This is a genomic window from Cryobacterium glaciale, from assembly GCF_004402535.1.
Classification (GTDB): Bacteria; Actinomycetota; Actinomycetes; order Actinomycetales; family Microbacteriaceae; genus Cryobacterium; species Cryobacterium glaciale.
Genome location: NZ_SOEY01000008.1, coordinates 134,662 through 160,936 on the forward strand (window position 1 = coordinate 134,662; position 26,275 = coordinate 160,936).

29 protein-coding genes and 1 pseudogene are annotated in these 26,275 nt (G+C 64.8%); 27 read left to right on the forward strand and 3 right to left on the reverse strand.

Annotated elements, in window-relative coordinates; genetic code table 11:
• The first annotated feature begins 52 nt into the window (after positions 1 to 52).
• The 11 genes and pseudogenes from E3O06_RS05400 to E3O06_RS05455 all read left to right on the forward strand — a co-directional run bounded on the left by E3O06_RS05400 (position 53) and on the right by E3O06_RS05455 (position 9,542).
• Positions 53 to 1,483 carry a CCA tRNA nucleotidyltransferase gene (locus tag E3O06_RS05400; RefSeq protein WP_134501961.1) on the forward strand — a complete coding sequence of 477 codons (1,431 nt, stop codon included), beginning with the start codon at positions 53 to 55 and terminating at the stop codon, positions 1,481 to 1,483.
• Entirely contained in the window at positions 1,473 to 2,354 is an 882-nt protein-coding gene (locus E3O06_RS05405) for a carbohydrate ABC transporter permease (RefSeq protein ID WP_241979886.1), read from the forward strand. Before E3O06_RS05400 ends, E3O06_RS05405 begins: the two co-directional genes overlap by 11 nt.
• Complete coding sequence (locus E3O06_RS05410) at positions 2,341 to 3,171, forward strand: carbohydrate ABC transporter permease (protein ID WP_134501963.1); 831 nt, start codon at positions 2,341 to 2,343, stop codon at positions 3,169 to 3,171. The genes E3O06_RS05405 and E3O06_RS05410 overlap by 14 nt, the downstream gene beginning before the upstream one ends.
• 9 nt (positions 3,172 to 3,180) lie before the next feature.
• Positions 3,181 to 4,557 carry an ABC transporter substrate-binding protein gene (locus E3O06_RS05415; protein ID WP_241979888.1) on the forward strand — a complete coding sequence of 459 codons (1,377 nt, stop codon included), beginning with the start codon at positions 3,181 to 3,183 and terminating at the stop codon, positions 4,555 to 4,557.
• 165 nt (positions 4,558 to 4,722) lie between these two features.
• A pseudogene (rpsF, locus tag E3O06_RS05420) lies at positions 4,723 to 5,091 on the forward strand (30S ribosomal protein S6); the annotation flags it as partial.
• Between the two features lie 261 nt (positions 5,092 to 5,352).
• Positions 5,353 to 5,871: a single-stranded DNA-binding protein gene (locus E3O06_RS05430; protein WP_092110566.1), complete on the forward strand. Its 519-nt coding sequence runs from the start codon at positions 5,353 to 5,355 to the stop codon at positions 5,869 to 5,871.
• A 49-nt stretch (positions 5,872 to 5,920) separates the two neighbouring features.
• Positions 5,921 to 6,184, forward strand: a complete 264-nt coding sequence (gene rpsR / locus E3O06_RS05435) for a 30S ribosomal protein S18 (protein ID WP_035835236.1) — start codon at positions 5,921 to 5,923, stop codon at positions 6,182 to 6,184.
• A gap of 9 nt (positions 6,185 to 6,193) precedes the next feature.
• Positions 6,194 to 6,643, forward strand: coding sequence for a 50S ribosomal protein L9 (gene rplI / locus E3O06_RS05440; RefSeq protein ID WP_092110565.1), 450 nt, complete (start codon positions 6,194 to 6,196; stop codon positions 6,641 to 6,643).
• 459 nt (positions 6,644 to 7,102) lie between these two features.
• Complete coding sequence (gene dnaB / locus E3O06_RS05445) at positions 7,103 to 8,530, forward strand: replicative DNA helicase (protein ID WP_134501964.1); 1,428 nt, start codon at positions 7,103 to 7,105, stop codon at positions 8,528 to 8,530.
• Positions 8,531 to 8,625: 95 nt separating this feature from the next.
• Entirely contained in the window at positions 8,626 to 9,276 is a 651-nt protein-coding gene (locus E3O06_RS05450; protein ID WP_134501965.1) for a DUF308 domain-containing protein, read from the forward strand.
• Positions 9,277 to 9,332: 56 nt separating this feature from the next.
• Positions 9,333 to 9,542, forward strand: a complete 210-nt coding sequence (locus E3O06_RS05455) for a hypothetical protein (protein WP_241979889.1) — start codon at positions 9,333 to 9,335, stop codon at positions 9,540 to 9,542.
• A 63-nt stretch (positions 9,543 to 9,605) separates the two neighbouring features.
• On the opposite strand, the gene purB is transcribed toward E3O06_RS05455, so the two are convergent.
• Positions 9,606 to 10,988, reverse strand: a complete 1,383-nt coding sequence (gene purB, locus E3O06_RS05460) for an adenylosuccinate lyase (RefSeq protein ID WP_134501967.1) — start codon at positions 10,986 to 10,988, stop codon at positions 9,606 to 9,608.
• Positions 10,985 to 11,512 carry a low molecular weight protein-tyrosine-phosphatase gene (locus tag E3O06_RS05465; protein WP_134501968.1) on the reverse strand — a complete coding sequence of 176 codons (528 nt, stop codon included), beginning with the start codon at positions 11,510 to 11,512 and terminating at the stop codon, positions 10,985 to 10,987. The genes purB and E3O06_RS05465 overlap by 4 nt, the downstream gene beginning before the upstream one ends.
• Positions 11,513 to 11,638: 126 nt before the next feature.
• Between E3O06_RS05465 and E3O06_RS05470 the strand changes: the two genes are divergently transcribed.
• Positions 11,639 to 11,920: a hypothetical protein gene (locus tag E3O06_RS05470; RefSeq protein WP_134501969.1), complete on the forward strand. Its 282-nt coding sequence runs from the start codon at positions 11,639 to 11,641 to the stop codon at positions 11,918 to 11,920.
• Positions 11,917 to 13,338 (forward strand): lipase family protein, encoded by a 1,422-nt coding sequence (locus E3O06_RS05475; RefSeq protein WP_134501970.1) that lies wholly within the window; start codon positions 11,917 to 11,919, stop codon positions 13,336 to 13,338. The genes E3O06_RS05470 and E3O06_RS05475 overlap by 4 nt, the downstream gene beginning before the upstream one ends.
• A gap of 26 nt (positions 13,339 to 13,364) precedes the next feature.
• Here E3O06_RS05475 and E3O06_RS05480 read toward each other — a convergent pair whose 3' ends face one another.
• Positions 13,365 to 13,757, reverse strand: a complete 393-nt coding sequence (locus E3O06_RS05480) for a phage holin family protein (protein WP_134501971.1) — start codon at positions 13,755 to 13,757, stop codon at positions 13,365 to 13,367.
• A gap of 89 nt (positions 13,758 to 13,846) precedes the next feature.
• Here E3O06_RS05480 and E3O06_RS05485 point away from each other — a divergent pair, with 89 nt between their 5' ends.
• The 14 genes from E3O06_RS05485 (at position 13,847) to E3O06_RS05550 (ending at position 26,184) form a co-directional block, all read left to right on the forward strand.
• Positions 13,847 to 14,953, forward strand: a complete 1,107-nt coding sequence (locus E3O06_RS05485; protein WP_134501972.1) for a histidinol-phosphate transaminase — start codon at positions 13,847 to 13,849, stop codon at positions 14,951 to 14,953.
• A gap of 118 nt (positions 14,954 to 15,071) precedes the next feature.
• A complete protein-coding gene (locus E3O06_RS05490; RefSeq protein WP_134502170.1) occupies positions 15,072 to 16,163 on the forward strand; it encodes a thiamine pyrophosphate-dependent dehydrogenase E1 component subunit alpha in 1,092 nt (363 codons plus the stop codon).
• Positions 16,163 to 17,167 (forward strand): alpha-ketoacid dehydrogenase subunit beta, encoded by a 1,005-nt coding sequence (locus E3O06_RS05495; RefSeq protein ID WP_134501973.1) that lies wholly within the window; start codon positions 16,163 to 16,165, stop codon positions 17,165 to 17,167. Before E3O06_RS05490 ends, E3O06_RS05495 begins: the two co-directional genes overlap by 1 nt.
• A gap of 37 nt (positions 17,168 to 17,204) precedes the next feature.
• Positions 17,205 to 18,560: a dihydrolipoamide acetyltransferase family protein gene (locus tag E3O06_RS05500; RefSeq protein ID WP_134501974.1), complete on the forward strand. Its 1,356-nt coding sequence runs from the start codon at positions 17,205 to 17,207 to the stop codon at positions 18,558 to 18,560.
• A gap of 55 nt (positions 18,561 to 18,615) precedes the next feature.
• Complete coding sequence (locus E3O06_RS05505) at positions 18,616 to 19,641, forward strand: metal ABC transporter substrate-binding protein (RefSeq protein WP_134501975.1); 1,026 nt, start codon at positions 18,616 to 18,618, stop codon at positions 19,639 to 19,641.
• 7 nt (positions 19,642 to 19,648) lie between these two features.
• Entirely contained in the window at positions 19,649 to 20,446 is a 798-nt protein-coding gene (locus E3O06_RS05510) for a metal ABC transporter ATP-binding protein (RefSeq protein WP_241979890.1), read from the forward strand.
• Positions 20,447 to 21,331: a metal ABC transporter permease gene (locus E3O06_RS05515; protein WP_092110543.1), complete on the forward strand. Its 885-nt coding sequence runs from the start codon at positions 20,447 to 20,449 to the stop codon at positions 21,329 to 21,331.
• Positions 21,331 to 22,182 (forward strand): metal ABC transporter permease, encoded by an 852-nt coding sequence (locus E3O06_RS05520; protein WP_134501976.1) that lies wholly within the window; start codon positions 21,331 to 21,333, stop codon positions 22,180 to 22,182. The genes E3O06_RS05515 and E3O06_RS05520 overlap by 1 nt, the downstream gene beginning before the upstream one ends.
• The gene (locus E3O06_RS05525) at positions 22,179 to 22,583 is read left to right on the forward strand and encodes a Fur family transcriptional regulator (protein ID WP_092110539.1); all 405 of its coding nucleotides are present in this window, start codon (positions 22,179 to 22,181) and stop codon (positions 22,581 to 22,583) included. The genes E3O06_RS05520 and E3O06_RS05525 overlap by 4 nt, the downstream gene beginning before the upstream one ends.
• A gap of 195 nt (positions 22,584 to 22,778) precedes the next feature.
• Complete coding sequence (rpmB, locus tag E3O06_RS05530) at positions 22,779 to 23,015, forward strand: 50S ribosomal protein L28 (RefSeq protein ID WP_035835252.1); 237 nt, start codon at positions 22,779 to 22,781, stop codon at positions 23,013 to 23,015.
• Entirely contained in the window at positions 23,015 to 23,182 is a 168-nt protein-coding gene (rpmG, locus tag E3O06_RS05535; RefSeq protein ID WP_035880539.1) for a 50S ribosomal protein L33, read from the forward strand. The genes rpmB and rpmG overlap by 1 nt, the downstream gene beginning before the upstream one ends.
• 2 nt (positions 23,183 to 23,184) lie before the next feature.
• Positions 23,185 to 23,490 carry a 30S ribosomal protein S14 gene (gene rpsN / locus E3O06_RS05540; protein ID WP_092110538.1) on the forward strand — a complete coding sequence of 102 codons (306 nt, stop codon included), beginning with the start codon at positions 23,185 to 23,187 and terminating at the stop codon, positions 23,488 to 23,490.
• A 311-nt stretch (positions 23,491 to 23,801) separates the two neighbouring features.
• Complete coding sequence (locus E3O06_RS05545; protein WP_035835256.1) at positions 23,802 to 24,089, forward strand: HU family DNA-binding protein; 288 nt, start codon at positions 23,802 to 23,804, stop codon at positions 24,087 to 24,089.
• A gap of 106 nt (positions 24,090 to 24,195) precedes the next feature.
• Positions 24,196 to 26,184, forward strand: coding sequence for a bifunctional copper resistance protein CopD/cytochrome c oxidase assembly protein (locus tag E3O06_RS05550; RefSeq protein ID WP_134501977.1), 1,989 nt, complete (start codon positions 24,196 to 24,198; stop codon positions 26,182 to 26,184).
• The last annotated feature ends 91 nt before the right edge of the window (positions 26,185 to 26,275 follow it).

Below are 26,275 nucleotides of genomic sequence, written 5' to 3' on the forward strand. Positions count from 1 at the left end.
AGCCGCCTGCACCGCGACTGCGCGCCCCCCGATGGCAACTAATATGGGGCATATGCAGAGCGTCGCGGCAGCCCTCGCACGACTGGGCGACCTGGCTGCCACTCCCACGGTATCCCGTCTGGCGAACGCATTTGCGGCGGCCGGCCACGAGCTGGCCCTGGTCGGCGGCCCGGTGCGCGATGCGTTCCTGAATCGTCCGCTCCACGACCTGGACTTCACGACGGATGCGACACCGGACCAGATCCTCGCACTCGTCAAACCACTCTCCGAAGCCCAGTGGGATATCGGTCGGGCCTATGGCACGATCGGTGCCAGCCTGGCCGGCGAGACCGTGGAGATCACCACCTATCGAGCCGACAGCTACGACGGCACCACTCGCAAGCCCGACGTCGTGTTCGGACGCGACCTTACGCCCGATCTGCTGCGCCGGGACTTCACCGTCAACGCGATGGCCCTGCGGCTGCCCCAACTGACGCTGGTCGACCCGTCCGGCGGAATCGACGACCTGCTCGCCCAGCGCCTGCGCACGCCGAGCACTCCGGAAGTGTCGTTCGGAGATGACCCGCTGCGGATGCTGCGCGCGGCCCGGTTCACCGGCCAGCTCGGTTTCACGCTGGATCTGGACACCGCACTGGCCATGGAGAAGATGCGGGACAGCATCCGTATCGTGTCGGCCGAGCGTATCGGCGACGAACTATCGAAACTGCTGGTCTCGAAGAACCCGCGCGCCGGCATTGAAGTGCTGATGGAATCGGGCCTCGCCGAGATCGTTCTCCCCGAGATCCCCGGCCTGCAATTGGAAATCGACGAGCACCACCACCACAAGGACGTCTACCAGCACACCCTCACCGTGCTGGAACAGGCCATCGGTTACGAGACGGACCGCGGCAACCTCGAGGCACCCGACCTGATCGTGCGTCTCGCCGCCCTGCTGCACGACATTGGCAAGCCGGCCACCCGCAAACTTGAAGCGGGTGGAGTCGTGAGCTTTTACCACCACGACGTGGTCGGTGCGAAGCTCGCGAAGAAGAGACTGCGCGCCCTGCGCTTCGACAATGACACCATCAACGCCGTCTGCCGGCTGATCGAGCTGCACCTGCGGTTCTTCGGCTACACCGAGGGGGCCTGGACCGACTCGGCCGTGCGCCGCTATGTGCGCGACGCCGGTGACCAGTTGGAGCGACTGCACATTTTGACCCGCGCCGACGTCACGACCCGCAACCGGCGCAAGGCCGACCGGCTCGGCTTCGCCTATGACGACCTCGAACAGCGCATTGCCGCGCTGAACGAGCAGGAAGAGCTCGGAGCCGTGCGCCCCGACCTTGACGGCGAACAGATCATGGACGTGCTCGGCGTGAAGCCGGGGCGCGAGGTGGGTGAGGCCTACCGGTATCTGCTCGAGCAGCGGCTTGACGACGGCCCGCTCGGCGAGCAGGAGGCCACCCGCCGCTTGGTTGAGTGGTGGGCGGAGCGTGCGCAGTAGGGGCAGCCTGCGTCGACGCAGTGCGATCACCGGCTACGCCCTGCTCGCTCCCAGCTTGTTCGGCGTGGTCTGCTTTCTCCTGCTTCCGGTGCTCGTCGTGCTCTGGCTCAGCTTTCAGAGCTGGGATCTGATCGGCCCGATCAGCTTCGTCGGCCTTGACAACTACCGATCGGTACTTAGCGATGGCGTCTTCGGCAACTCCCTGGTGGTCACGCTCATCTTCGTGCTGCTCGTGGTTCCGATTCAAACCCTGATCGGGCTCGGCGCGGCGACCCTGCTTACCCGGGGCCTGCCGGGGTCAGCCTGGTTTCGCACCGTCTACGTTCTGCCGTGGATTTGCGCCCCGCTCGCTCTCGGGGTCGTCTGGAAGTGGATTCTCGCGCCCACCGACGGAGCCCTCAATACCCTGCTCGGCCACCGCGTCGAGTGGCTCAGCGACCCCGCCCTGGCGCTGCCGGCGGTGGCCGCCGTCGTGATCTGGACCAATGTCGGCTACGTCACGCTGTTCTTCATGGCCGGGCTGCTCAACATCCCAGGGCAGATTCTCGAGGCGGCCCGCATCGACGGTGCGGGCGCGGTGAAGGTCTTCTGGCACATCAAGCTGCCACTGCTGCGTCCGACCATGTTCTTCGTGCTCGTCACCACCGTCATTTCGGCCTTTCAGGTCTTCGACCAGGTGTACGCGCTCACCCAGGGCGGCCCGGCGCGATCAACGGATGTCGTGGCTGCGCGCATCTACTACGAAGCTTTCGATGCCTTCGACCTCGGCCGGGCGGCCGTCATGGCCGTCGTCCTGCTGGTCATCCTGGTCGTCATCACCCTCGCCCAGCAGCTCTATTTTCGTCGGAGGGTCACCTATGAAATGGACTAGATTCTCTGCCACGGCGGCTGTCTACCTGGTGCTGCTGCTCGGCGCCCTGTTCACCCTCGGCCCATTCCTGCTGAGCATCCTGACCGCATTCAAGACGCGGGAGCAGTTTGCGCAGCAGTCGGCGCTGACCTGGCCTGACCCCTTCACCCTGGAGAATTTTGCGCTGCTCCTGAACGGGCCGGCGCAATTCGGTCGCGCCATCCTGATCACGGTGCTCGCGGCCGTGCTGATTCTGGTCGGGCAGCTGATCTGCTCGATCCTCGCCGCCTACGCCTTCGCCCGGGTCGATTTTCCCGGTCGTCAGGTGCTGTTCTGGGTGTATCTGTCGACCCTGATGATCCCGCCGGTCGTGCTCGTCGTGCCGCTGTACCTCATGATGACGGAGGTCGGGCTGCGCAACTCGTTCTGGAGCCTCGTACTGCCGTTCGCATTCGCCTCCCCCTACGCGATTTTTTTGTTGCGCGAATATTTTCGCGGAATTCCCCAGGAGCTCATCGATGCCGCCCGGCTCGACGGGGCGAATACCCTCGACGTGCTGGTCGAAATCGTGGTGCCGCTGTCCCGGCCGATTATCGCCACCCTGACCCTCATCACGATCGTGAGCCACTGGAACAGTTTCATGTGGCCGCTTGTGGTGACGACCGGTACCGAATGGCGGGTCGTGACGGTCGCCACCGCGAGCCTCCAGAGCCAGTTCAACGGCAATTGGACTCTCGTCATGGCGGCCACCACGCTCGCTCTGGTTCCGCTGCTTGTCTTGTTTCTCATGTTCCAGCGCAGCTTCGTGCGGTCGATCACCATCGCGGGTTCTGCGTAGGCTGGTCCCTTGGGGAACACGTTCGAACCGTCAACAGAGGACATCATGGCCAAGCGTTCCACCGTCATTGCCGCCGGCGCTGCCGCCGTGCTGCTCGCTATCATCGGTGCCGTTGCCGCGCTGAACCCTTCCGACTCTGATGGGCCCGGCGAGGCCGCACGCGTCACCGTGCGGCTCTGGGACGAACCGGTTGCCGCCGCCTACGAGAAGTCCTTTGCCGCCTTCGAGAAGGACAACCCCGACATTCAGGTCGACGTCGAGATCGTGCCCTGGGACGACTACTTCGAGAAGCTGCGCACCGACGTGGCCGGTGACGGCGCGCCCGATGTCTTCTGGGTCGACGGCGGCAGCTATCCCGCGTACGCCGACGCGGGAGCGCTGCTCAACATCACGACCGCCCTTCCAGCGGATGCCCAGGCCGACTGGTCCGCAGCCGTGACAGCCCAGTACACCCGCAACGCCGTGCTCTGGGGAGTGCCCCAGCTCGCCGATCCCGGCATCGCTGTGTATTACAACGCCGACCTGCTCGGTGACGCCGGCCTGACCCCCGATGACGTGTCCGCACTGACCTGGGATCCCGCCGGACAAGATGACACGCTCATTGCGGTACTGCAGAAACTCACCAAGGACTACAACGGCAATACGGCTGACAGTGCCGATTTCGACGGGTCCAACCTCAGCCAATACGGCTACAACGCCGGCTACGATCTGCAGGCGATGGTGCTCAACTATCTGGCCTCTAATGGTGCCCAGTTTCAAGACGCGTCCAACCAGTACGCCTTCGCGTCCGACGCCGGAATCGCTTCATTCCAGTACCTCATCGACCTCATGAACAAGTGGCAGGTCGCCCCGTCGGCCGCGGATACGAACAGCAACGGCGATTTCAGTCGCGAGCAGTTCCTGCAGGGCAAGATGGCTCTGTTTCAGAGTGGTGTCTACAACCTCGCCAACGTGAGTGCCGGGGCGAACTTCGATTGGGGGGTGGTGCAACTGCCGAGCGGTCCCGTCGGAGCGATCAGCAATGTTGACGGCATCGCGGCCGCCGGCAATGCGGCGTCTGCGCATCCGGCCGAAACCCAGCGGGTGTTGGAATGGCTCGGAAGCGCAGCGGGATCCGAGTTCATCGGAGCCTCCGGCGCTGCTTCACCCGCCGTGCTCGCAGCGCAGCCGGCGTACGCGGAATATTGGGCGGCCGAGAAGGTCGATATCAGCCCGTTCTACGATGTGTTGGCCGCCGGAACGGCGCCGGCGCCGCGGGGAGCCGGCTGGCCGGCCGCCGAGAACGCCATGCGCCCGCTGCTCGACGAAGTCTTCCTCGGGCGTACACCCGCAGGCCAGGGCGTGCGCGCCGCGCAGGAAGCCGCCAACGCCACCCTGACCGAATAGCCCCACACGTTCGACTGGCGCATGGACTGGCGCATGGACTCGGCATCCGGTAGTCTGGGCAGGTTGCCTGCGTGCCGGATTCCCGGCCTCCGCGTTCAGCACATGCACAACCCTCCTGTTACAGAAAGTCTGTAGCCGTTTTAGTCCGAAGGAGGTGGGTTAGTCATGCATCAGTACGAACTTATGGTTATCCTCGATCCCGAGATCGATGAGCGCACCGTAGCTCCCAGCCTTGACAAGTTCCTCAACGTTGTTCGCAACGATGGTGGCACCATTGACAAGGTTGATGTTTGGGGTCGTCGTCGTCTCGCATACGAGATCAACAAGAAGACCGAAGGCATTTACGCCGTCGTTGACTTCACCGCGAACGCCTCAGCAACGGTCGAGCTCGACCGCCAGCTGAGCCTGTCCGAGGCCGTCATGCGCACCAAGGTGCTCCGCGCCGAAGAGGGCATCGCCCAGGTCGTCGTCGCCACGAAGCTGGCCGCAGAGAAGGCCGCCCGCAAGGCTGCCAACCCCAAGGTTATCGCTGCCAAGGCTGACGCTGCTGCTGCAGCCGCTGCCGCTCCGGCTGCGAAGGTTGCCGCTGCTGCCAAGCCCGTCGTTGCCGCCACCGAGGCAGTCGAGGCTCCGGCCGCCGCCGCTCCGGTTGCTGCCAAGGTAGAGGCCGCTGCGACCGTTGCAGCCGCTTCCACCGCGGTTCCGGCTGCGAAGGTTGCTGGTGCCAAGCCTGCTGCTGCCAAGGCCACTCCGGCTCCGGCCGCTGTTGCCGACAAGGCTAGCGACAAGTAGCCCATGGCTGGCGAGACCGTAATCACCGTGGTGGGCAACCTCACCAGCGATCCGGAGCTGCGTTACACGCAGAACGGGCTGGCGGTTGCCAACTTCACCATCGCCTCCACTCCGCGCACGTTCGATCGTGCGGCTAACGAGTGGAAAGATGGGGACGCGCTGTTCCTGCGTGCGAGCGTTTGGCGTGAATTCGCCGAACACGTGGCAGGTTCATTGACCAAGGGGTCGCGTGTCATCGCTTCCGGGCGTCTCAAGCAGCGTTCGTATGAGACGAAGGAAGGTGAAAAGCGCACGAGCATGGAGCTCGAGATCGATGAAATTGGTCCTTCGCTGCGCTACGCCACCGCTTCCCTCACTCGCGCGCAGTCGTCCGGCCCCCGCAGCGGCGCTCCCGCTGCAGGCGGCCAGGGCAATGATGAGCCGTGGGCACCCAGCGCCCCCGCCAAGACTGCGTCGCCCGCAGCATCTGGTGGAGACGTCTGGAACAGTCCAGGCAACTTCAGCGACGAGACCCCCTTCTAAGCCACGCCTGGCGCGTAGCTAAAACCTTTTTTTAGAAAGTAAGGAAATCATGGCTGGAAAGTCGAGCGGCGACCGCCGCAAGCCGCTTCGCGGAGCTAAGGGTGGCAAGAATGCCGCTCCCGCGAAGTCGATTCGGGTTGGTGTCATCGATTACAAAGATGTCCCCACCCTGCGCAAGTTCATCTCCGAGCGTGGAAAGATCCGCGCCCGTCGCATCACAGGCGTTTCCGTTCAGGAACAGCGCCTCATCGCCCGTGCCGTCAAGAACGCCCGCGAAATGGCTTTGCTGCCCTACGCAGGCTCAGGCCGGTAAGGAAACCAAATGTCGAAATTGATTCTGACGCATGAGGTCTCCGGCCTCGGTGCACCCGGCGACGTCGTAGACGTCAAGAACGGGTTTGCTCGAAACTACCTCGTTCCCAAGGGCTTCGCTGTTGCGTGGACCCGCGGTGGCGAGAAGCAGATCGAGCAGATCAAGGCAGCCCGCGCAGCCCGCGAGCACGCCACCTTCGAAGAGGCTGAGGCGCTCAAGGTCAAGCTTGAGAACACCAAGGTCACCCTGGTCGTCAAGGCCGGCGCCGGCGGACGCCTGTTCGGTTCGGTCAAGACCACGGATGTGGCCAACGCCGTCGCAGCCGCCGGTCTCGGCACGGTCGACAAGCGCAAGATCGAACTCACCGCCATCAAGCTGACCGGTGAGCACACGGCAACGGTTCGTCTTCGCGACGAGCTCAGCGCCACGATTACCCTCGTGGTCGTCGCCGCCAAGTAACAACGCACTCCAGTAGGCCCGGTGCTGTGCGGCCGGTCGCTTTTCCTGCTCCCATAGCGGGGGGTTCCGATAGGAACCCCCCGCTATGGGGCGTTAAGAGCCCTTTTTGGGGCATTGACCCGCCGCTTTTGTGCACAGGTGAGCATTCCTGTCGACAAGGTTCAAGGGTTGCTTGAGGTTACTTTATTCACACCCGTGTGCAAAACTTAAAGTCCTGATCAAAATGCTTTTTTTTGCCAATAATTTATGTTTGTCCACAGGTGAGTGCACAGGTTCTGCACAATCTCCACGGCGTTTCGCGCAGATTTTCCACAGAGTTATCCACAGGGGCGCTTGTGACGGGTGTTGCTGGCTCCCTAGGGTGTTCGAGTACCGGCATCTCGCTTCGGCTGGTGCGTCACGTCCCGTGTCGGTGGGTCCTGATACACCTATAAAGCACGACAGAGAAAGAGGTGCCGAGTGTCGATCGCTCACCTGGGCCTGGCCAACCAGCCAGCATCAAACGAGTACGGTTCGTCGGCCCGCGGCGGTATCGACCGTGCCGAGCGACCCGCTGAAGCCTGGAAGTCGGAGCGAGCGCTGCCCCACGACCTCCTGGCCGAACAGAGCGCCCTCGGTGGAATGATGCTCAGCAAAGACGCGGTCGCCGACGTCGTCGAAACCGTGCGCGGCGGAGACTTTTATATCCCCAAGCACGAGATCATCTTCGATGCGATCCTCTCGCTGTACGCCCAGGGTGAGCCGACCGACGTCATCACGGTCACCGACGAGCTCACCAAGGTCGGCGAACTTTCCCGGGCCGGCGGTGCCGACTACCTGCACACCCTGACGAGCCTGGTGCCCACTGCGGCCAATGCGGGCTTCTACTCGACCATCGTGGCCGAACGTGCACTCCTGCGCCGCCTCGTCGAGGCTGGCACGCGCATCGCCCAAATGGGCTATGCCGCCGAGGGTGAGGTGCTCGACCTCGTGAACACCGCCCAGGCCGAGATTTATTCCGTCACCGGTGGCACCCAGACCGAAGATTACGTTCCACTCACCGACGCCGTGACAGCGGCCATCGAAGAAATTGAGGCCGCCAAGCTCAAAGACGGCCAGATGAGCGGCGTCCCCACGGGCTTTGCCGACCTCGACGAACTCACCAACGGGTTTCACGGCGGCCAGCTCATCATCGTGGCGGCTCGCCCGGCGCTGGGTAAGTCCACGCTCGCCCTCGACTTCGCGCGGTCGGCATCCATTCACCACAACATGCCGAGCATCTTCTTCTCACTCGAAATGGGGCGCAGTGAAATTGCGATGCGCCTGCTCGCGGCCGAGGCATCCGTTCCCCTGCAGAGTATGCGCAAGGGAACAGTTGAGGCCCGTGACTGGACCACGATCGCCGCCACGCGCGGGCGCATCAACGATGCGCCGCTCTACATCGACGACAGCCCGAACATGACCCTCGTGGAGATCCGCGCCAAGTGCCGTCGGCTCAAGCAGCGCGTCGGGCTCAAAATGGTCATCATCGATTATCTGCAGCTGATGACCAGCGGTAAGAAGGTCGAGTCACGTCAGCAGGAGGTCAGTGAGTTCTCGCGGGCGCTCAAGTTGCTCGCCAAGGAACTGCAGGTTCCGGTCATCGCGCTCTCCCAGCTAAACCGTGGGCCGGAGCAGCGCGCCGACAAGATGCCGGCCATCTCCGACCTTCGTGAGTCGGGTTCGCTCGAGCAGGACGCCGACATGGTCATTCTGCTGCACCGCGAAAGCGCGTACGAGAAGGACAACCCTCGCGCCGGTGAGGCCGACCTCATCGTGGCCAAACACCGTAACGGTCCGACCCGCACCGTCACTGTCGCCTTCCACGGCCACTACTCCCGGTTCGCCGACATGGTGGCAGGCGGGTAATCCGCACGAGTCGTGCATGCAGGCGGCTCGCAGATGCGCGGGTGGGTCGCCGCGTAGACTAGGCCTGATAAATTTTGCAACGAAAGAGGTCGTGCGTGGCGAACGCCCAGGCACCATCAAACGTCGGCCCCGGGTATTGGTCCGTGGCCGTCGGGCGCGCCCTGATCGCCGTGATACCCGCCGTGATCATCACCTTCAACCGCGATCACTCCGCCCAGTTTGGCCTGATCGTGTTCGGCGCATTTGCCCTAGCTAGCGGAATCCTGCTCGTTGTGACCGGTCGACGTGCCCTGACCGTGTCCGCCGACCGCAGCCTGTTCCTCATCCACGGCATCGTGAGCATGGTCGCCGGTGGCCTGGCCCTGGGCTTTCACGCCGGTGGCCACGGGTTCTTCTTGTTCGTAGTGAGTGTGTGGGGAGCCGTCACCGGGTTTCTCGAAATCTATGCCGGAATCCGACTGCGTAGACGGCCGGCGCCCGCCAAGGACTGGCTGTTCACCGGGATCGGCACGGCGGTACTCGCCCTGCTCCTGCTGCTGCTGCCGCCGAACCCGGTCGTCTCGGTCGGATTATTCGGCGCCTATCTGGTCTTTCTTGCTGTCTTCCTGCCCATCGCCGGGCTCTCCCTCAAGTGGGATGCTCCCCGCCAGCGCCGCAGCACATCCTTGAACGCGACACCCGCGAACACCGCACGTGTGAACACCGCACGTGTGAACACCGCACCCAATGATTCGGACTCCCTGTGACCCCTAAGACTCCTGGTACCCCCAACTCGGCGCATCAGCCCAGCAGATCCGATCGGTTGAAACCGGCAGAATTGCTCGCCATCTCCGCGGGGATGGCCCTGTTCGTCGGGGTGACGATTCTGGTCACCACCCGCGAGCTGATGCTCTCGGCCATCGGGCTCGGTGTGACGTTCATCGTGGCACTCGTGGTGATCGCCATGCTCGTGCTGGGAATGAAGCCGAACGCGTCGGAGCAGACTGACCTCGACGAGCAGAACGGTCACTAGCCCGTCTGAATGAAAAAGCACCTTCGACGATACCGACGAAGATGCCTATTCATTCAACGCAGATCAGGGCAGGTAGTCAACCAACGGGTCGGCCAGCCCGACGTAGGTCGCCGGCGTGAGTGCCAGAAGCCGGGTCTTGGCTGCGGCGCCGATGTCGAGGGCGGAGACGAAGGTCGCCAGGTCGGTGCTCGTGATGCGCTTGCCGCGGGTCAGCTCCTTGAGTAGCGCGTAGGGATCCGCGATCGACGAGCGCCCGGCCGAGGCCTCCGCGCGAATCACGGTCTGGATCGCCTCACCCAGAATCTCCCAGTTTGAGTCGAGGTCGCTCGCGAGGAGGGCACGGTCAATGTCGATCTCGCCGAGGCCGCGCAGAATGTTGTCGAGGGCCAGCAGCGAGTGCCCGAAGCCAACACCGATGTTGCGCTGGGTTGTGGAGTCGGTGAGGTCGCGCTGCAGTCGACTGGTCACGAGGGTGGCAGCGAGCGAGTCCAGGATGGCGCAGGACAATTCGAGGTTCGCTTCGGCATTTTCGAAGCGAATCGGGTTGATCTTGTGCGGCATCGTGGACGAGCCGGTGGCGCCGGCCTGCGGAATCTGGCGGAAATAGCCGATGGAGATGTAGGTCCAGATGTCGGTGGCCAGGTTGTGCAGAATGCGATTCGCGTGCGCCGCGCGCGAGTACAGCTCTGCCTGCCAGTCGTGCGATTCGATCTGGGTGGTGAGAGGGTTCCAGCCGAGGCCGAGGCCCTCGACGAATTCGCGCGAGACGGCGGGCCAGTCGACGGAAGGCTCGGCGGCCACGTGGGCGGCGAAGGTGCCGGTGGCGCCGCTGAACTTGCCCAGGTACTCGCCGGCCTGGATCTGGGCGACGACGCGCTCCAGGCGGTAGACGAACACGGCGAGTTCTTTGCCCATGGTGGTCGGCGTCGCGGGCTGCCCGTGGGTGCGGGCGAGCATCGCATCCGCTCGAAATTCGAGTGCGTTGCTGCGCAGCGCCTCGATGACCAGGCGCAGCTTCGGCAGCCAGACGGTCTGCACGGCGTCACGCACGGTCAGGGCGTAGGACAGGTTGTTGATGTCTTCGCTGGTCGCGGCGAAGTGGGTGAGTTCACCGATGTGGTCGAGGCCGAGCGTGCCCAGCCGTCGACGCACGAGGTATTCGACGGCCTTCACGTCGTGGCGGGTGGTGGCCTCGAGTTCGGCCAGTTCGTCGATCTCGGCCTGGCCGAAGTCGGTGACCAGGGCGCGCAGGGAGAGCTTCTGCTCGGAGGTGAGGGGTGCGGAGCCAAACAGGCTACGGTCGGTGAGGGTGATCAGCCACTCCACCTCCACGCGCACCCGGGCGCGGTTGAGGCCGGCCTCGGACAGGAACTCGCCCAGATCGGAAACGGCGGCTCGGTAGCGGCCATCTAGCGGGCTCAGAACCTGTACGGGTAGGTGACTCATCGGACTCCCTGTCGAATTGCGGGTGCGAGTTGTTTCACAAGTGCGTGACTTGCCCTCTCAATCATGCCTAATACGGCGTCAAACAACGCATCGTCGGAATAGTAGGGGTCTGGCACGTCGAACAGGGCGGCTTGCTCGGCGTCAAAGCTCAGTAGCAGGCGCACCTTGGCGCGATCGCGATCCTCGAGTGCCCAGTTGCGCAGAATACGCTCCTGGCTGCGGTCGAGTACCACGACGAGGTCGTGCTCGGTGAACCAGAGCGGATCAAACTGGCGGGCCCGGTGGTGACTGCCGTCGTAGCCGCGCTTGGCCAGGGCAGTGATCGTGCGACCGTCAGCCTGCTCACCCACATGCCAGTCCCCGGTGCCGGCCGAGCTGGTTGCAATAAGACGACCAAGTCCCAGCTTGGTCACGAGGTCACGCAGCACGACCTCGGCCATGGGCGATCGACAGATGTTTCCGGTGCAGACAAAAATGATCCGAAACGGCATCGACTCATCGGGGGTGAGTGACGCGAAGGACATGCCTCCCATTGTGGAGCAGATTCGCCTTCTCCACACGCCCAGTATTCAGCGTCTGCGCACAGATTGCGCGCAGTGCGGTCGCCGAGCTCGCGTTCCTGCGACGATCGGCCGTGACCGGGAGGTGTCATGGAGGATCTGGACTGGCTCGGTTCGCCGGGCCACACCGAGCACCTGGCAGCGCTGAGGTCCCAGCGGCGGCGACTTCTCGGGCTCACCGAGGATATCCGGGAGGTGCAACGTCGACTTGCCGGTTTGGATCCCAGTGAGTTCTGGCGCGGTGGCGCGCAGCGCGCCTATCGCGATCGGATTCAGGAGATCGTGCATGAATTGCGACGCGTGCTGGTCTACCTCACTGAGGCGCAGGAACAAATAGAGCGCACTATTCGTCAGTTGGAAGCTGAACAATGATCGAGCCACGTGATGGGGCAGGGGGAGGTGACCTGACGGTTTCGGTGGGGGGAACGACCGTCGTGGCGACCGACGTGGTCCTGGCTCAGGCTGCAATACTGCGCTACACACACATCCAGGCCGGTGAGTGGAAGTCCAGGGTCGCGAGTATCCGTGCACTGGACTCGGACGGACCCCGCAACCGGGCCTCCCAGGAAACCGACCTGCCGCTGCACTGGGCAGAGGCAGCGCTCGGCCATCTCGAACAGCGCAGTGGCGATCTCGTCGTGAGTCTCATGGATGCCGCCGAACGTTACGGCCGGACAGAACGTGCGGCGATGCAACTAGCACTGCTCGGGAGCGCAAAGGTCGGCTACGACCTGGGGCTGTTTCGCAATTTGGTTCTCCTCCTCGCCGCGGGGCCCGCGGCCAAAGCAGCCCTGGCCTGGCAGTCCTGGGCCGGGGGCAGTACACGCAGGCCGCAGGCTCTCGACCCCCGGCTTCTCACCAATCCGTCGGTGGTTCTGCTGACGAAGTTGACCGTCTCCTCCCTCGACGAGGTCGTCGCGGGCGGCTACGGAATGCCCTTCCCGGTGGCCCTGGCGCTTGGTAACTCCGGCCTGGGCCTGACCGGGGCATCCGGCACGGCGCTTGGCGTGCTGGCTTTGGGGCGCAGCGGCGGGCGCTTTCGGGAAGGGCCGGTGAGGGTGGCCGCAGTGGGTGCGCCGATACCAGCCCGACCACCGGCGGGGGTAGGCGACCTCGCCGCGAATATTCCGAAAGCCGTCGAGGGGCAGCCACAGGTGCGGATCGAGAGATATGGCACGCCTGGACATTGGTCCTGGGCCGTCTATGTCGGAGGAACGGTTGACTGGGACTCCGTCGCCATGACGGAACCGTGGGACCTCACCGCCAACGTTTCCGCGATGGCCAGGCAGAACTCGGGGTCATACGAAGCCGTGATGCAGGCAATGGACGCCGCCGGCATCACGTCCGGGGACCCCGTGGTGCTCGCCGGACATTCACAAGGCGGGCTGATTGCCACCCAGGTAGCAGCCTCCGGGGCGTTTGATGTGCGGGCGGTCGTGACCCTGGGGGCACCGGAATCGCCCATGCCAGTGCCGCCCGGCGTCGCCACCCTCACGGTCGAGCATACGGACGATATAGTGACCGCGTCCGGCGGGGCCAGCCTGATTGATTCTGACGACCGGGTAACCGTGCGCCGTGAGGCTTTCGTCTCTGCTCCACTCCCTGAGGGGGAGGTTCTACCGGCTCACCATCTTGATACCTATCGCGAGACGGCCCGCCTCATCGACGCGTCACCAGAAACAACCCTGCAGGGCTTTCGAGACACCGTGACCGGAGCTCTCGGGAGCGCGCCGGGCGAGGCATTCTTGTGGCGCGGCATCCGTTTGCCGGAGCGACCCGTGCCGCAGTAGTACCGGCCGGATCGGTACCGGCCGGATCAGTCGCGGGCAGTGACCGGGCGCAGAATAAGGCCGAGCAGCCAGGAGATGATGCCGAGTGCCAGGGCGCCGAGCACGCCCCACCAGAAACCGTCGATGACCAGGCCGAAGCCGAGGAACCCGGAGAGCCAGGCCACGAGTAAGAGCAGCAGACCGTTGACGATCAGTGCGAACAGGCCGAGCGTCAGAATGTAGAGCGGAAATGCGACGACGCGCAGCACGCCGCCGACAACGGTGTTGACGAACCCGAAGATCAGCGCGATGAGCAGATAAGTGAGCACGCTCGCACTCGCATCGGGCGCGTAGGGCGTCACGTGCACCCCTGTCACGAGTAGGGCGGTGAGCCACAGGGCTACCGCATTGACGATCAGTTGGATCAGGAATCTGGCCATGCCCCTACTATCTCACCGGCTCGCGGCGGGCGAAAGCCACGCGAACATTCATTCGTTATTGCGAATATATCCGGGCGTAGACTCACCGGGTGAGCCTCTCAGACCGACCCTCCGTCCGCCTGCGTCCGGAGATCATCGCCCTCCCGGCTTATAAGCAGGGAAAACCGGCTGATGCCAGTGCCTTCAAGCTCTCCAGCAATGAGAACCCATTCGACCCGCTGCCCGGGGTCGTCGCGGCGGTCACGGCCGAAACGGCGTACAACCGCTACCCGGACGCCTCAGCACTCGCCCTGCGAGAACGCCTCGCCGCCAAGTACAGCGTGAACGTCGACCAGGTGCACATAGGCTCCGGCTCGGTGGCGCTGCTGGCCCAGCTCATTCTTGCCGCCGCCGGCCCTGGCGATGAAGTGCTCTACTCCTGGCGGTCGTTCGAGGCGTACCCCTCCCTCGTGACGGTCGCCGGCGCGACGAGCGTGCGCGTTGCGAACCGCACCGATCACGGCCATGACCTGCCCGAAATGGCCGCAGCCATCAGCGACCACACCCGGGTGGTCATCGTCTGCTCGCCGAACAACCCGACCGGCACCATCGTCACGAAGGACGAATTCGAGGCCTTCATGGCCGTCGTCCCGACCGACCTGCTGGTCATTCTCGACGAGGCATATATCGAGTTCGTCACCCAGACGGATGCCGTGAACGGGCCGCCCCTGCTGGCCCGATACCCGAATCTGGTCGTTCTGCGCACCTTTTCGAAGGCCTACGGGCTCGCTGGCCTGCGGGTCGGTTATGCGCTCGGCGCGGTGGACATTCTGAATGCCGCCCGATCCACCGCGATCCCTCTCTCGGTGACCGCGCAGGCAGCCGCCGCCGCGATCGCCTCGCTCGAGGCCGAGAAGGAGTTGCTCGCCCGGGTTCGGAGCATCGCCGCGCGCCGCGATGCGACCTGGCAGGCGCTCACCCGCCAGGGCTGGAGCATCCCCGCGCCCCAGGGAAATTTTCTCTGGCTGCCCACCGGGGCTGAAACGACGAGCGTGGCGGAGGCGCTGGGCGCGGCCGGCCTCGTCGTGCGCCCCTTCCCGCCCGAGGGTATTCGGGTCTCGATCGGGGAGGAGGAGGCTGTGGCGACACTCCTACTTATGAGCGCGGATCTTGTCGGTGCCCTTCCCGCCGATCACCCGGCTCGGCAGATAGGTTAGTACGGTGTCAGCCACCCGAAACGACTCGACCGCACCAGCTTCTGACGTGCGCACTGCTGCAGTGCCCTCCTCGGCCGGTGTGGAATTTGGCCTCGATGGGGCCGAGACCTGCGTGCGCATGATCTCGCCGAACGGGGCGTTCGAACCGAACGCCGCCGCCGAAGAGTACCTGCCCTACCTCGATCGACTCACCGAGGCTGATCACCGCCGTTTTTACCGCGACATGGTCGTGGTACGCAGGTTCGACACCGAGGCAGCCAACCTGCAGCGTCAGGGCCAGCTCGCCCTCTGGGTGCCGAGCCACGGGCAGGAAGCGGCCCAGGTCGGGTCCGCCTACGCCACACGATTGCAGGACCACGTGTTTCCGTCCTACCGGGAGCACGTCGTTGGCATGATTCGCGGTCTCGACGTCGTCGACATCCTGCGGATGCTGCGCGGGGTCACCCTCGGGGGCTGGGTGCCCGAAGAACACGGAAACTTTCACCTGTACACCCTGGTTCTCGCCGCGCAGACGCTGCACTCGACCGGTTATGCCATGGGGATGCAACTCGACGGCTCGACCGCGACCGGCAACCCGGAAACCGATCAGGCCGTCATCGTTTACTACGGCGACGGTGCCTCGTCGCAGGGTGACGCCAACGAGGCGCTCGTGTTCGCAGCGAGCTACCAGACGCCGCAGGTGTTCTTTCTGCAAAACAACCACTGGGCTATCTCGGTGCCCGTGGCACGGCAGTCCCGAACTCCGCTCTACCTGCGCGCCGGCGGCTTCGGCATGCCCGGCACACAGGTCGACGGCAACGACGTACTCGCGAGCTTCGCCGTCACGGCAAAGTCGATGGATGACGCCCGCGCCGGCCTTGGCCCGTCGCTGATCGAGGCGCTCACCTACCGGGTCGGCGCCCACACCACCGCCGACGACCCCACCAAGTATCGCGATCCCGATGAACTCGCCTACTGGGTGGCCCGCGACCCGATCGTGCGCTTTCGCAGCTACCTGCAAAGCCGGGGCATCGAACAGCAGTTCCTCGACTCCGTCGAAGAGGAGGCGGCCGACTTCGCCGCCGACACCCGCCGACGGGCGCTCGAGGTCACCGGCCCGGAGCAATCGGTGATCTTCGACAACGTCTACGCCGAACCGCATCCGCTCGTGGCTGAGCAAAAAGCCTGGCTGGCACGCTATGAAGCGTCTTTTGACGAGGGTAAGAACTGATGATCGCCGCAACCGACACGAGCGTTGCATCCGCTTCACTGCCAATGACGAAGGCCCTGAATGCCGGGCTGCGCCGCGCAATGCTGGACGACCCCCGAGTGCTGCTGATGGGTGAGGACATCGGCCCGCTCGGCGGAGTATTTCGAGTTACCGAGGGACTCATCGCCGAGTTCGGTGACAAGCGGGTGCTCGACACGCCGCTCGCCGAATCCGGCATCATCGGCACGGCCATCGGCCTGGCCATGCGCGGGTTTCGACCGGTGTGCGAGATTCAGTTCGACGGATTCGTTTTTCCCGGCTTCGACCAGATCACCAGCCAGCTGGCCCGCATGCGCAACCGCCACGAGGGCGGGCTCATCATGCCGGTCGTCATCCGCATTCCCTACGGCGGACACATCGGCTCGGTCGAGCATCACCAGGAAAGCCCCGAGGCGTACTTCGCGCACACCCCGGGCCTGCGCGTGGTGAGTCCGTCCAACCCGCACGACGCCTACTGGATGATGCAGGAAGCCATCGCCAGTGACGACCCGGTGATCTTCTTCGAGCCGAAGAGCCGTTACTGGCCCAAGGGCGAGGTGCGCTTTGGCGAGAGCGGGACGCCCCTGCACGCGAGCCGCGTGGTGCGGGCCGGTCTCGACGTAACCGTCGTGGGCCACGGCGCCATGGTGAGCGTGCTGTTACAGGCCGCCGACCTCGCCGCCGCCGAGGGCATCAGCCTCGAGGTCATCGACCTGCGTTCGATCTCCCCGATCGACTACGGACCTGTTCTCGGTTCCGTGCAGAAAACCGGCCGCCTCGTCGTGGCCCAGGAAGCCCCCGGCTTCGTGAGCGTCGGCAGCGAGATCGCCGCCACGGTCGCCGAGCGGTCGTTCTACACGCTCGAAGCTCCCGTGCTGCGGGTCTCCGGCTTTGACACGCCGTTCCCCCCTGCCGCCGTCGAGACACACTTTCTGCCGAGCCCCGACCGGGTGCTCGAAGCCGTCGACCGCGTTCTCGCCTACTGATCATTCTCACTTCCACCAGCAGCAGGAAAGGCACAGCATGAACGCGATGAAGTTCACTCTCCCCGACGTGGGCGAAGGCCTGACCGAGGCCGAGATCGTCGAGTGGAAGGTCGCCCCCGGCGATACCGTGACGATCAACCAGGTGCTGGTCGAGATCGAAACGGCCAAATCGCTCGTCGAGCTGCCGTCTCCGTTCGTCGGCGTGGTCGGGGAAATCCTGGTCGCTGCCGGAACCACCGTTGACGTCGGCACGCTCATCATCACGATCAATTCCGACGCCACCGCGGGTGCAGACCAGCCGGCGGCCGCTCCGCCAGCGGATGCCGCCGCCACCCTGGCAACGGACACGAGCAGCAGCATCAGCGACGAGGCCCCCGAGCCGGTGCTCGTCGGCCGCGGCGCCGCGGCCACGATGCCCACGCGTCGTCGCCGGCACACCGGCGCGACGATCGCCCACGAGACCCTGGCCCCGCAGGCCCCGGTGCGTGCGCGCACCGAACCGCTGGAACCGACCCGGCGCGCGGCATCCGCTGGACCGGTCATGGCGAAGCCGCCCATTCGCAAGCTGGCCAAGGACCTCGGCGTCGACCTGTCGCTCGTTACGGCGACCGGGCCGGTCGGCGACGTGACCCGCGAAGACGTGCTGCGCGGTGCGACCCAGGCCAGCGTGTTCCGCAACATCGCGACCCCGGAATGGCCGGTCGATCGCGACGAACACATTCCGGTGAAGGGCGTGCGCAAGGCCATAGCGCAGGCGATGGTCAAGAGCGCTTTCACCGCGCCGCACGTGAGCCTGTTTGTCGACGTCGATGCCACCCGCACCATGGAATTCGTCAAGCGGCTCAAGGCCTCCACCGACTTTGCCGGAATTCGGGTGTCGCCGCTGTTGATCATGGCCAAGGCCATGATCTGGGCGGTGCGACGCAACCCCACGGTGAACTCCACCTTCACCGATGAGGAGATCATAGTGAGGCACTACGTGAACCTCGGGATCGCCGCGGCGACCCCGCGCGGGCTGATCGTGCCGAACATCAAGGAAGCGCAGGATATGAGCCTGCTCGAACTCGCCGCGGCCCTCGAGAAGCTCACCATGACGGCGCGCGACGGCAAGACCAGCCCGGCCGAGATGAGCAACGGCACGATCACGATCACCAATATCGGTGTGTTCGGCATGGACACCGGAACCCCCATCCTCAACTCGCCCGAAGCCGGAATCGTGGCCCTCGGCACGATCAAGCAGAAGCCGTGGGTCGTCGACGGTGAGGTGCGGGTACGGTACGTGACCACGATCGGTGCAAGCTTTGACCATCGCGTCGTCGACGGTGATGTCGCGAGCCGTTTTCTCGCTGATGTCGCGAGCATCATCGAGGAGCCCGCACTGCTGCTCGAGTAGCGCAATCCCTGCTAATGGTTTTGACAATCATTATCAGCAAGGATAGTGTCGAGGAATGCACAAAAGATTTTTTATTGTTCCCGCACTCCTCGGGTCAGCCACTCTAGCTCTGTCGGGGTGCACGGCCGGTACCACAGCGAGCGCCGACGGGGGTGGCGACCTCAAAGTCGTCGCGACGACCACCCAGGTCGCCGACTTCACCCGCAACGTCATCGGTGACTCCAGCGGTGTCGACCTGACCCAGCTCATCCAGCCGAACCAGAGCGCCCACAGCTACGACCCATCCGCGGCCGACCTGACCGCGCTCGGCGCTGCCGACGTGCTCGTGATCAACGGTGTCGGCCTCGAAGAGTGGCTCGACGACGCCATCGCCGCATCCGGCTTCGATGGCGTCACGATCGATGCCGACGAGGGCATCACCATTTCGGAGGTCGGCGCCGGCGACGAGCATGCCGACGAAGAAGCTGATGCCGACACGGACGCCGCTGAGGAGGAGCACGCCCAAGAGGGCGGCGACCCGCACATCTGGACGAACGTGCAGAACGCCGAGACCATCGTCGCGACGATCACCGACGGTCTCACGGCCGCCGACGAGGGCAACGCGACGACCTTCGAATCCAATGCGACGGCGTATACGGCCCAGCTCAGCGCCCTCGACGAGTGGATCCGCACCAATGTCGAGACCGTGCCGGAGACCGACCGTCTGCTCGTGAGTAACCATGACGCCCTCGGCTACTTCACCGCGGCGTACCACATCGACTACGTCGGCTCGGTGATTCCAAGCTTCGACGACAACGCCGAGCCGAGCGCCGCTGAGATCGACACCCTTGTGGCAGCCATCAGAGCGACCGGCGTCACGGCCGTCTTCTCCGAGGCATCGTTCAGCCCCAAAACCGCTGGGACGATCGCGACCGAGGCCGGCGTCACCGTCTACTCCGGCGATGATGCCCTCTACGTCGACTCCCTCGGACCCGAGGGGAGCTCGGGCGACACCTACATCAGGGCGCAGCTGCACAATGCAACGCTCATGCTCGAATCATGGGGCGTCACGCCCTCTGCGCTGCCCGCCGACCTGCAATAGTTAACCCGTGATCGAGAACACTTCTCAAGTACCATCCACAGCGAACGCTGCCGCCGCTCTCCGAGTGGCGGCGGCGTCGTTCGCGTACGATGCTGAGCCCGCGCTCACCGGGATCGACTTCACGGTGCTGCCCGGCCAGGCCGTTGCCCTGATCGGCCCCAACGGTTCGGGCAAGTCCACCCTGCTCAAGGGTATTCTCGGGCTCATCGCCCGCACGGCGGGTGACGTCGAGGTGCTCGGGCAATGGCCGGCTCCGGCCGGCTACATCGGTTACGTGCCGCAGACCGACCAGCTCGACCCGAACTTTCCGGTCTCGCTCGAGCAGGTCGTCATGATGGGCCGTTACCGCTCGCTCGGCTGGTGGCGCATGCCAGCCAAAGCCGATCGCCGGGCAGTCGCCGAGGCGCTGGAGACCGTCGGCCTGGGCAACCGCGCGAAGACTCGCTTCGGTGAGCTGTCGGGCGGCCAGCAGCAACGCGGTCTGCTCGCGCGCGCCGTCGCATCCGCCCCGCGCTTGTTATTGCTGGATGAGCCGTTCAACGGTCTGGACCAGGTCAACCGGGATGCCCTCATTGACACCGTGAAACGGCTCAAGAAGCAGGGTGTTGCAGTGCTGGTCTCGACGCACGACCTTGATCTGGCTCGTGCCGTGTGCGAGAGCGTGCTGCTGCTCAACGGGGCGCAGGTGGCGTTCGGGCCGCGCGACACGGTGCTGACTCTGGCGAACGTGCAGCAGGCCTTCGGGTCGGTCGGTGTGGAGATGGACGAGCACACCATCGTCGTTCCGGGCCACGGAGGTCACTGAATGGACCTGGCCATGCTGTTCACCGCCTTCGACCTGCCGTTCATGGCGCGGGCGCTGCTCGTGCTCGTTGTGCTCAGCCTGGTCGCCGGGCTCGTCGGTGTGCTCGTCAACCTGCGCGGGCTCGAGTTCATCAGCGACGGACTGACCCACGCGGTCTTTCCCGGGGTGGCCATCGGATTCGTCTGGGGCGGCCGCGACGGCCTGTTCGTGGGTGCCATGGTGGCGGCCCTCATCGCCGCCGTCGTGCTGACAGTGATCGTCAAACGCGCGGTCACCTCGGACGCCGCCATCGCCATTGTGTTCACCGCCATGTTCAGCGTGGGAATCATCGTGGTTTCACGGGAAACAAATTATGTCGGTCAGCTCGATGCCCTGCTGTTCGGACGCCTGTTGACCGTGAGCCCGGCCGAGGTCAATCAGACCGTCGTGGTCTGCCTGATCGCGTTGATCATCGTGGGGTCCACCCTCAAGGAGCAGGTCTTTCGAGCCTTCGACCTCGAAGGCAGCCGGGCAGCCGGATACCGCCCGCTCGTGCTCGACGTTCTACTCAATGTCGCCATCGCCCTCGTCGTGGTGGCCGCGAGCAGTGCCGTGGGCAATCTGCTCGTGCTCGCCGTGCTGATCGTGCCCGGCGCGGTCGCGCGTCTAGTGACCAATCGCCTGTGGCTGCTCTTTCCGGTCGCCGCCGGCTTCGCGATCCTGGCGGCATGGGTCGGGCTCGCGCTCGGCTACGACGCCTCGGTGAACGGTGGCGTCGACCTGCCGAGCGGAGCCACCGTCGTGCTCGTGCTCGTTGCGGGCTACGTGGTGGCCCTGATCGTGCGCCTGGCCCTGGACCGGACCGGCGGTCCGCGCCGAGCACGCCGTGTGGCGGTGGCGCACTGATGGGCTACTTCGAGCAGGCACTGCTGGCCGCGGTATTGATCGGGGCGGTCAGCGGCCTCGTGGGCACCCTCGTGGTCTTGCGGCAGCGCACCTTTTTCGCCCAGGCCCTCACCCACGCGACTTTTCCGGGAGCGGTCGGCGCGGCCATCCTGGGAGTGAGCATCCCCCTCGGCGCGGCGCTGGCGAGTGTGATCATCGTGGGCGTCATGACCATGATCGGGCGCGTCAAGCGGCAGGGCAACCAGGTGGCCTCCGGCATTCTGCTGACCGCGGGATTCGCCCTCGGCGTGCTGTTGCAGGGGCTCAACCCGTCTTTGCCGGTGAAGGTCGACTCCTATCTGGTCGGGTCCATTCTCACGGTGACCGAACGCGATGTGACGCTCGTGGCCGTCGTGCTGGTGTTCGCGGTGCTCGCCATCGTCTTTCTCGGCAAGCAGATCAGGTTCTCGACCTTCGACGTGAACGGTTTTCGCGCGGCCGGCTACCGGGAGTGGCCCATCGAACTGCTGACCCTCGTGCTGATCACAGCCACCGTGGTGACCGCGATGCCGGCCGTCGGAGCCATTCTCGCGATCGCCCTGATCGCCGCGCCCGCCGCGGCCGCCCGGCTCGTCTCCCGCACGACGACCCAGATGTTCGTCATTGCCCCCCTGCTCGGTGCCCTGTCCGGCCTGGCCGGCGTGCTGTTCTCGCGATCCCTCGACGTGGCGGCCGGCCCGGCGATCGCCCTCACGGCGGCTGCGCTATTCCTGCTCGCCCTGCTGATGCGGCGGCTTGTGCGCGCAGGAGGAGGCCCAGGCCCCGCGGATGCGAATCGGACGTCGCGAACATCGCTACGGTTGAAGTCATGAAGCGAAACACCTGGCAGCGCGAGGCCGTGCGTGGCGCCCTCGACGCGAACGACGGCTTCGTCAGCGCCCAGGCACTGCACTCCGCCCTGCACGCGACCGGATCTCCCATCGGCCTTGCCACGGTCTATCGGGCGCTCGCCGACCTCGCGACCAAGGGCGATGCGGACTCGCTGCAGTCGCCGGAGGGTGAAAGCCTGTATCGCGCCTGCAGCACGAGCAAGCATCATCACCACCTGATCTGTCGCAATTGCGGGTTGACGATCGAGATCGAACCGCATGCCGTCGAGCAGTGGGCGAACGACGTCGCCGCCGCGAACGGGTTCACCCAGGCGGAGCATGTCGTGGACGTCTTCGGGCTGTGCGCTGCCTGCAGTGCCCTGGCCGCGGCATCCGCTTCGTAAACTATTCAGCGCTGATGCGCTGACGAGTTTGCAGGACGCTCTGCCATCGAGTAACGTAGGTAGCTGCTACGCCTGTGTGCGTACACTGCGGGCGTTTCTCTCCCGGCCTTGAGTTCGCTCGGGGCTGCTGTGGGGTTGTGCCCGTCGACAAGGGATCTTGGGAAGGGCACTCGCCCTTCGGTAATGGAGGTAACCATGGCATCTGTATGCCAGGTGACCGGAGCTGTTCCCGGCTTCGGACACAACATTTCGCACTCGCACCGACGCACCAAGCGTCGTTTCGACCCGAACGTTCAGAAGAAGACGTACTACGTGCCGTCGCTTCGTCGCAAGGTCACACTGACCTTGTCCGCAAAGGGCATCAAGGTTATTGATGCGCGTGGTATCGAGAGCGTCGTCAAGGACGTTCTCGCTCGTGGGGTGAAGATCTAATGGCTAAGGCTCATGACGTACGTCCGATCATCAAGCTTCGTTCCACGGCTGGAACCGGTTACACCTACGTGACCAAGAAGAACCGCCGTAACGACCCCGACCGTCTCGTGCTCAAGAAGTACGACCCGGTCATCCGTAAGCACGTTGACTTCCGTGAGGAGCGCTAAACATGGCGAAGAAGAGCATGATTGCCAAGAACAACCAGCGCAAGGTCATCGTCGAGCGCTACGCCGTCAAGCGCCTTGAGCTCAAGAAGGCACTGGTTGACCCGGCCGGCACCGACGAGTCGCGTGAAGCAGCTCGTAAGGGCCTGCAGAAGCTGCCGCGCAACGCGAGCCCGGTGCGCCTGCGCAACCGTGACGCCGTTGACGGTCGTCCCCGTGGCCACCTCTCCAAGTTCGGCATCTCGCGCGTTCGTTTTCGCGACATGGCGCACCGCGGCGAGCTGCCCGGCATCACCAAGTCCAGCTGGTAACTCCTGCTGGAAGCCGGTTTTACCGGCCCCTGCACTATAGAAACGGGATGTCGACTTCGGTCGGCATCCCGTTTTGTGTTCGGGCGGTGTTCACCGTAGCTCCTCTGATGTTTCGCGGAGAGCGAAAATCGGGTGCCACTGAAGGGGAAATTACCCTGAAATGGCCTAAAAACGCCGTAAATCCGGGGATTTTGGTGGATCAATGCTAGATTTCAACTCGGTCGAACCGACCATCGGGGTTTCTCTCTCGAGGAGCATCCGTATTACGAATATCGCTGTTTATACAGACGAAGGTCCGAGGAGGACACTCAATGGCTGACAAGTCGCTGAACAAGACCGAGCTCGTTGCCAAGGTTGCCGCTGACTCCGGACAGAGCCAGGCCGCCGTTGACGGCGTTCTGAACGCATTCTTTGCAACCCTGGCCGAGACCGTTGCCGCTGACGGCAAGGTCACCATCCCGGGATGGTTGGGCGTCGAGCGCACCGCAACCGCCGCTCGCACCGGCCGCAACCCGCAGACCGGCGAAGAGATCGCCATCGCTGCCGGCCACCGCGTCAAGCTGACCGCCGGAAGCAAGCTCAAGGCTGCCGCCAAGTAGCTTTTGCTGTAAAGAAGGGGCGTCGACTACGGTCGGCGCCCCTTTTGCTGTCTCGACGCATCCGTTTGGCGACGGATGCCCAGGGCTGGGCGAATAAGCTGGGCGGGTGCCCCGTCTCGTCCGCGTTCTCGGACCGGCAGCCCTGCTGCTGGTCGCTCTGTTGTCCACCCTTGTTGCCCTGGCCTATGGCGGTGGCGCCTCGGCCCAGTTGCTGGCCGACCCGGGACCGGTGGTGCGCTGGGGACTCCCAATCGCCAAGCTCGTCGTCAATATTGCAGCGGCCGGCACCATCGGCGCCCTGGTGCTCACGCTGTTCGCACTCAGCCCCAAGGAACGCGAATTCGGCACGGCCCTGGACTTCGCCGCCGCCAGCGCTGCACTGTTCGCCGTCGCCTCCGCTGTCACGGGCTTTCTGACATTTTTGCAGGTCACCAACGTGCCCTTCGGAATCAGCGACCAGTTCAGCGCCACGGTCGGGCAATTCTTCAGCCAGATCGAACTTGGACAGGCCTGGCTCGCGACGACCCTGATCGCCGCCGGCGTCACCGTATTGTGCTTTGCCGTGCGCAACCAGACCGCGTTGGTCTTCGTGACGGTGCTGGCCCTGTCCTCGCTGCTGCCCATGGCCCAGCAGGGCCACTCGGCGGGCGCTGCCGGGCACAACGCCGCCATCACGGCCCTCGGCCTGCACCTCGTCTTCGCGGCGATCTGGCTCGGCGGCCTGCTCACCATCGTCGTGCTGCGCACCCAGCTCGACGGCGAACGCATCCGCCAGGTGATCGGGCGTTATTCCTCCCTCGCCCTGATCTCCTTCATCGTGGTCGCCGCCTCCGGCTATGTCAGCGCCGAATTGCGCATCGGCAGCTGGGACAACCTGTTCAGCCCCTACGGCATCCTCGTGCTGGTCAAGGTGACCGCCCTGATCGCCCTCGGAGCCTTCGGCGTGCTGCAGCGCCGATTCTTCATCAAACGCATGCAGCGTCGCGACCAGGCACGCGGCCGCTGGTTCTGGTGGCTCATCGTGACCGAGCTCGGCTTCATGGGCCTCGCCTCGGGCGTTGCTGCCGCTCTGGCCCGCACAGCGACCCCGGTGTCCCAGGTCGTCGCGACGGAGATCCCCCAGTCCACGCCGGCGCAGATTCTCACCGGTGAACTCCTGCCGCCCGAGCTGACCTTATCGCGCTACTTCACCGAGTGGAACTTCGACCTCGCCTGGATTCTGTTCTGTGCGTTCGGCATCTTCTTCTACCTCGCCGGCGTCTGGCGGTTGCGCCGCCGCGGCGACGCCTGGCCGGTCTACCGCAGCGTGCTCTGGATTCTCGGCATGCTCACCCTGTTCTACATCACCAACGGTGGCGTGAACGTGTACGAGAAGTACCTGTTCTCCACCCACATGCTCATGCACATGATGCTGACCATGCTCGTGCCCCTGATGCTCGTGCCCGGCGCCCCGGTGACGCTCGCCGCGCGAGCCATCGCCAAGCGGCAGGACGGCAGCCGCGGGGCGCGCGAGTGGATCCTCACCGCGGTGCACTCGCGCTTCGCCGGCATAGTGGCCAACCCGATCGTCGCCGCCATTCTGTTCGGTCTCTCGCTCTGGGTGTTCTACTACACTTCGATCTTCAGCTGGGCGACGACCGACCACATCGGACACCAGTGGATGATCGTGCACTTTCTGATCACCGGCTACCTGTTCGTGCAGTCCCTGATCGGTATCGACCCGGTGCCGTTCCGGCTGCCGTACGCCTTCCGCCTGCTGTTGCTTCTCGTGACGATGGCGTTCCACGCCTTTTTCGGCCTCGCCCTGATGAGCGGTACCGGGCTGCTCCTGGCCGACTGGTACGGCGCGATGGGCCGCACCTGGGGCGTCTCGGCCATCGCCGACCAGCAGATGGGCGGCGGCGTCGCCTGGGGAATCGGGGAACTGCCGACCTTCGTGCTGGCCGTCGTCGTCGCGATCATGTGGAGCCGCGACGACACCAAGGTGACCAAGAGGCTGGATCGCAAGGCCGACCGCAACGAGGACGCCGAGCTGATTGCGTACAACGCGAACCTGGCCCGAATCGCCCAGCGCGACGCGCAGACCCCCGGCTAGATGAGTGAGTCCTCATGGTCGTGGGCGGTGCGAGATCGATTCTTGGGAGTTCCGAGAAGCCGGTTGTGCCAGATTCCGGCCCATTAGCTGA

Excerpts from the sequence above, each read along its gene's own strand:
- E3O06_RS05400 (WP_134501961.1), top strand. The coding sequence starts at position 53 with ATGCAGAGCGTCGCGGCAGCCCTCGCACGACTGGGCGACCTGGCTGCC.
- E3O06_RS05410 (WP_134501963.1), top strand. The coding sequence starts at position 2,341 with ATGAAATGGACTAGATTCTCTGCCACGGCGGCTGTCTACCTGGTGCTG.
- E3O06_RS05430 (WP_092110566.1), top strand. The coding sequence starts at position 5,353 with ATGGCTGGCGAGACCGTAATCACCGTGGTGGGCAACCTCACCAGCGAT.
- rpsR (WP_035835236.1), top strand. The coding sequence starts at position 5,921 with ATGGCTGGAAAGTCGAGCGGCGACCGCCGCAAGCCGCTTCGCGGAGCT.
- rplI (WP_092110565.1), top strand. The coding sequence starts at position 6,194 with ATGTCGAAATTGATTCTGACGCATGAGGTCTCCGGCCTCGGTGCACCC.
- purB (WP_134501967.1), bottom strand. The coding sequence starts at position 10,988 with ATGAGTCACCTACCCGTACAGGTTCTGAGCCCGCTAGATGGCCGCTAC.
- E3O06_RS05465 (WP_134501968.1), bottom strand. The coding sequence starts at position 11,512 with ATGTCCTTCGCGTCACTCACCCCCGATGAGTCGATGCCGTTTCGGATC.
- E3O06_RS05470 (WP_134501969.1), top strand. The coding sequence starts at position 11,639 with ATGGAGGATCTGGACTGGCTCGGTTCGCCGGGCCACACCGAGCACCTG.
- E3O06_RS05475 (WP_134501970.1), top strand. The coding sequence starts at position 11,917 with ATGATCGAGCCACGTGATGGGGCAGGGGGAGGTGACCTGACGGTTTCG.
- E3O06_RS05480 (WP_134501971.1), bottom strand. The coding sequence starts at position 13,757 with ATGGCCAGATTCCTGATCCAACTGATCGTCAATGCGGTAGCCCTGTGG.
- E3O06_RS05490 (WP_134502170.1), top strand. The coding sequence starts at position 15,072 with ATGATCTCGCCGAACGGGGCGTTCGAACCGAACGCCGCCGCCGAAGAG.
- E3O06_RS05495 (WP_134501973.1), top strand. The coding sequence starts at position 16,163 with ATGATCGCCGCAACCGACACGAGCGTTGCATCCGCTTCACTGCCAATG.
- E3O06_RS05500 (WP_134501974.1), top strand. The coding sequence starts at position 17,205 with ATGAACGCGATGAAGTTCACTCTCCCCGACGTGGGCGAAGGCCTGACC.
- E3O06_RS05505 (WP_134501975.1), top strand. The coding sequence starts at position 18,616 with ATGCACAAAAGATTTTTTATTGTTCCCGCACTCCTCGGGTCAGCCACT.
- E3O06_RS05515 (WP_092110543.1), top strand. The coding sequence starts at position 20,447 with ATGGACCTGGCCATGCTGTTCACCGCCTTCGACCTGCCGTTCATGGCG.
- E3O06_RS05520 (WP_134501976.1), top strand. The coding sequence starts at position 21,331 with ATGGGCTACTTCGAGCAGGCACTGCTGGCCGCGGTATTGATCGGGGCG.
- E3O06_RS05525 (WP_092110539.1), top strand. The coding sequence starts at position 22,179 with ATGAAGCGAAACACCTGGCAGCGCGAGGCCGTGCGTGGCGCCCTCGAC.
- rpmB (WP_035835252.1), top strand. The coding sequence starts at position 22,779 with ATGGCATCTGTATGCCAGGTGACCGGAGCTGTTCCCGGCTTCGGACAC.
- rpmG (WP_035880539.1), top strand. The coding sequence starts at position 23,015 with ATGGCTAAGGCTCATGACGTACGTCCGATCATCAAGCTTCGTTCCACG.
- rpsN (WP_092110538.1), top strand. The coding sequence starts at position 23,185 with ATGGCGAAGAAGAGCATGATTGCCAAGAACAACCAGCGCAAGGTCATC.
- E3O06_RS05545 (WP_035835256.1), top strand. The coding sequence starts at position 23,802 with ATGGCTGACAAGTCGCTGAACAAGACCGAGCTCGTTGCCAAGGTTGCC.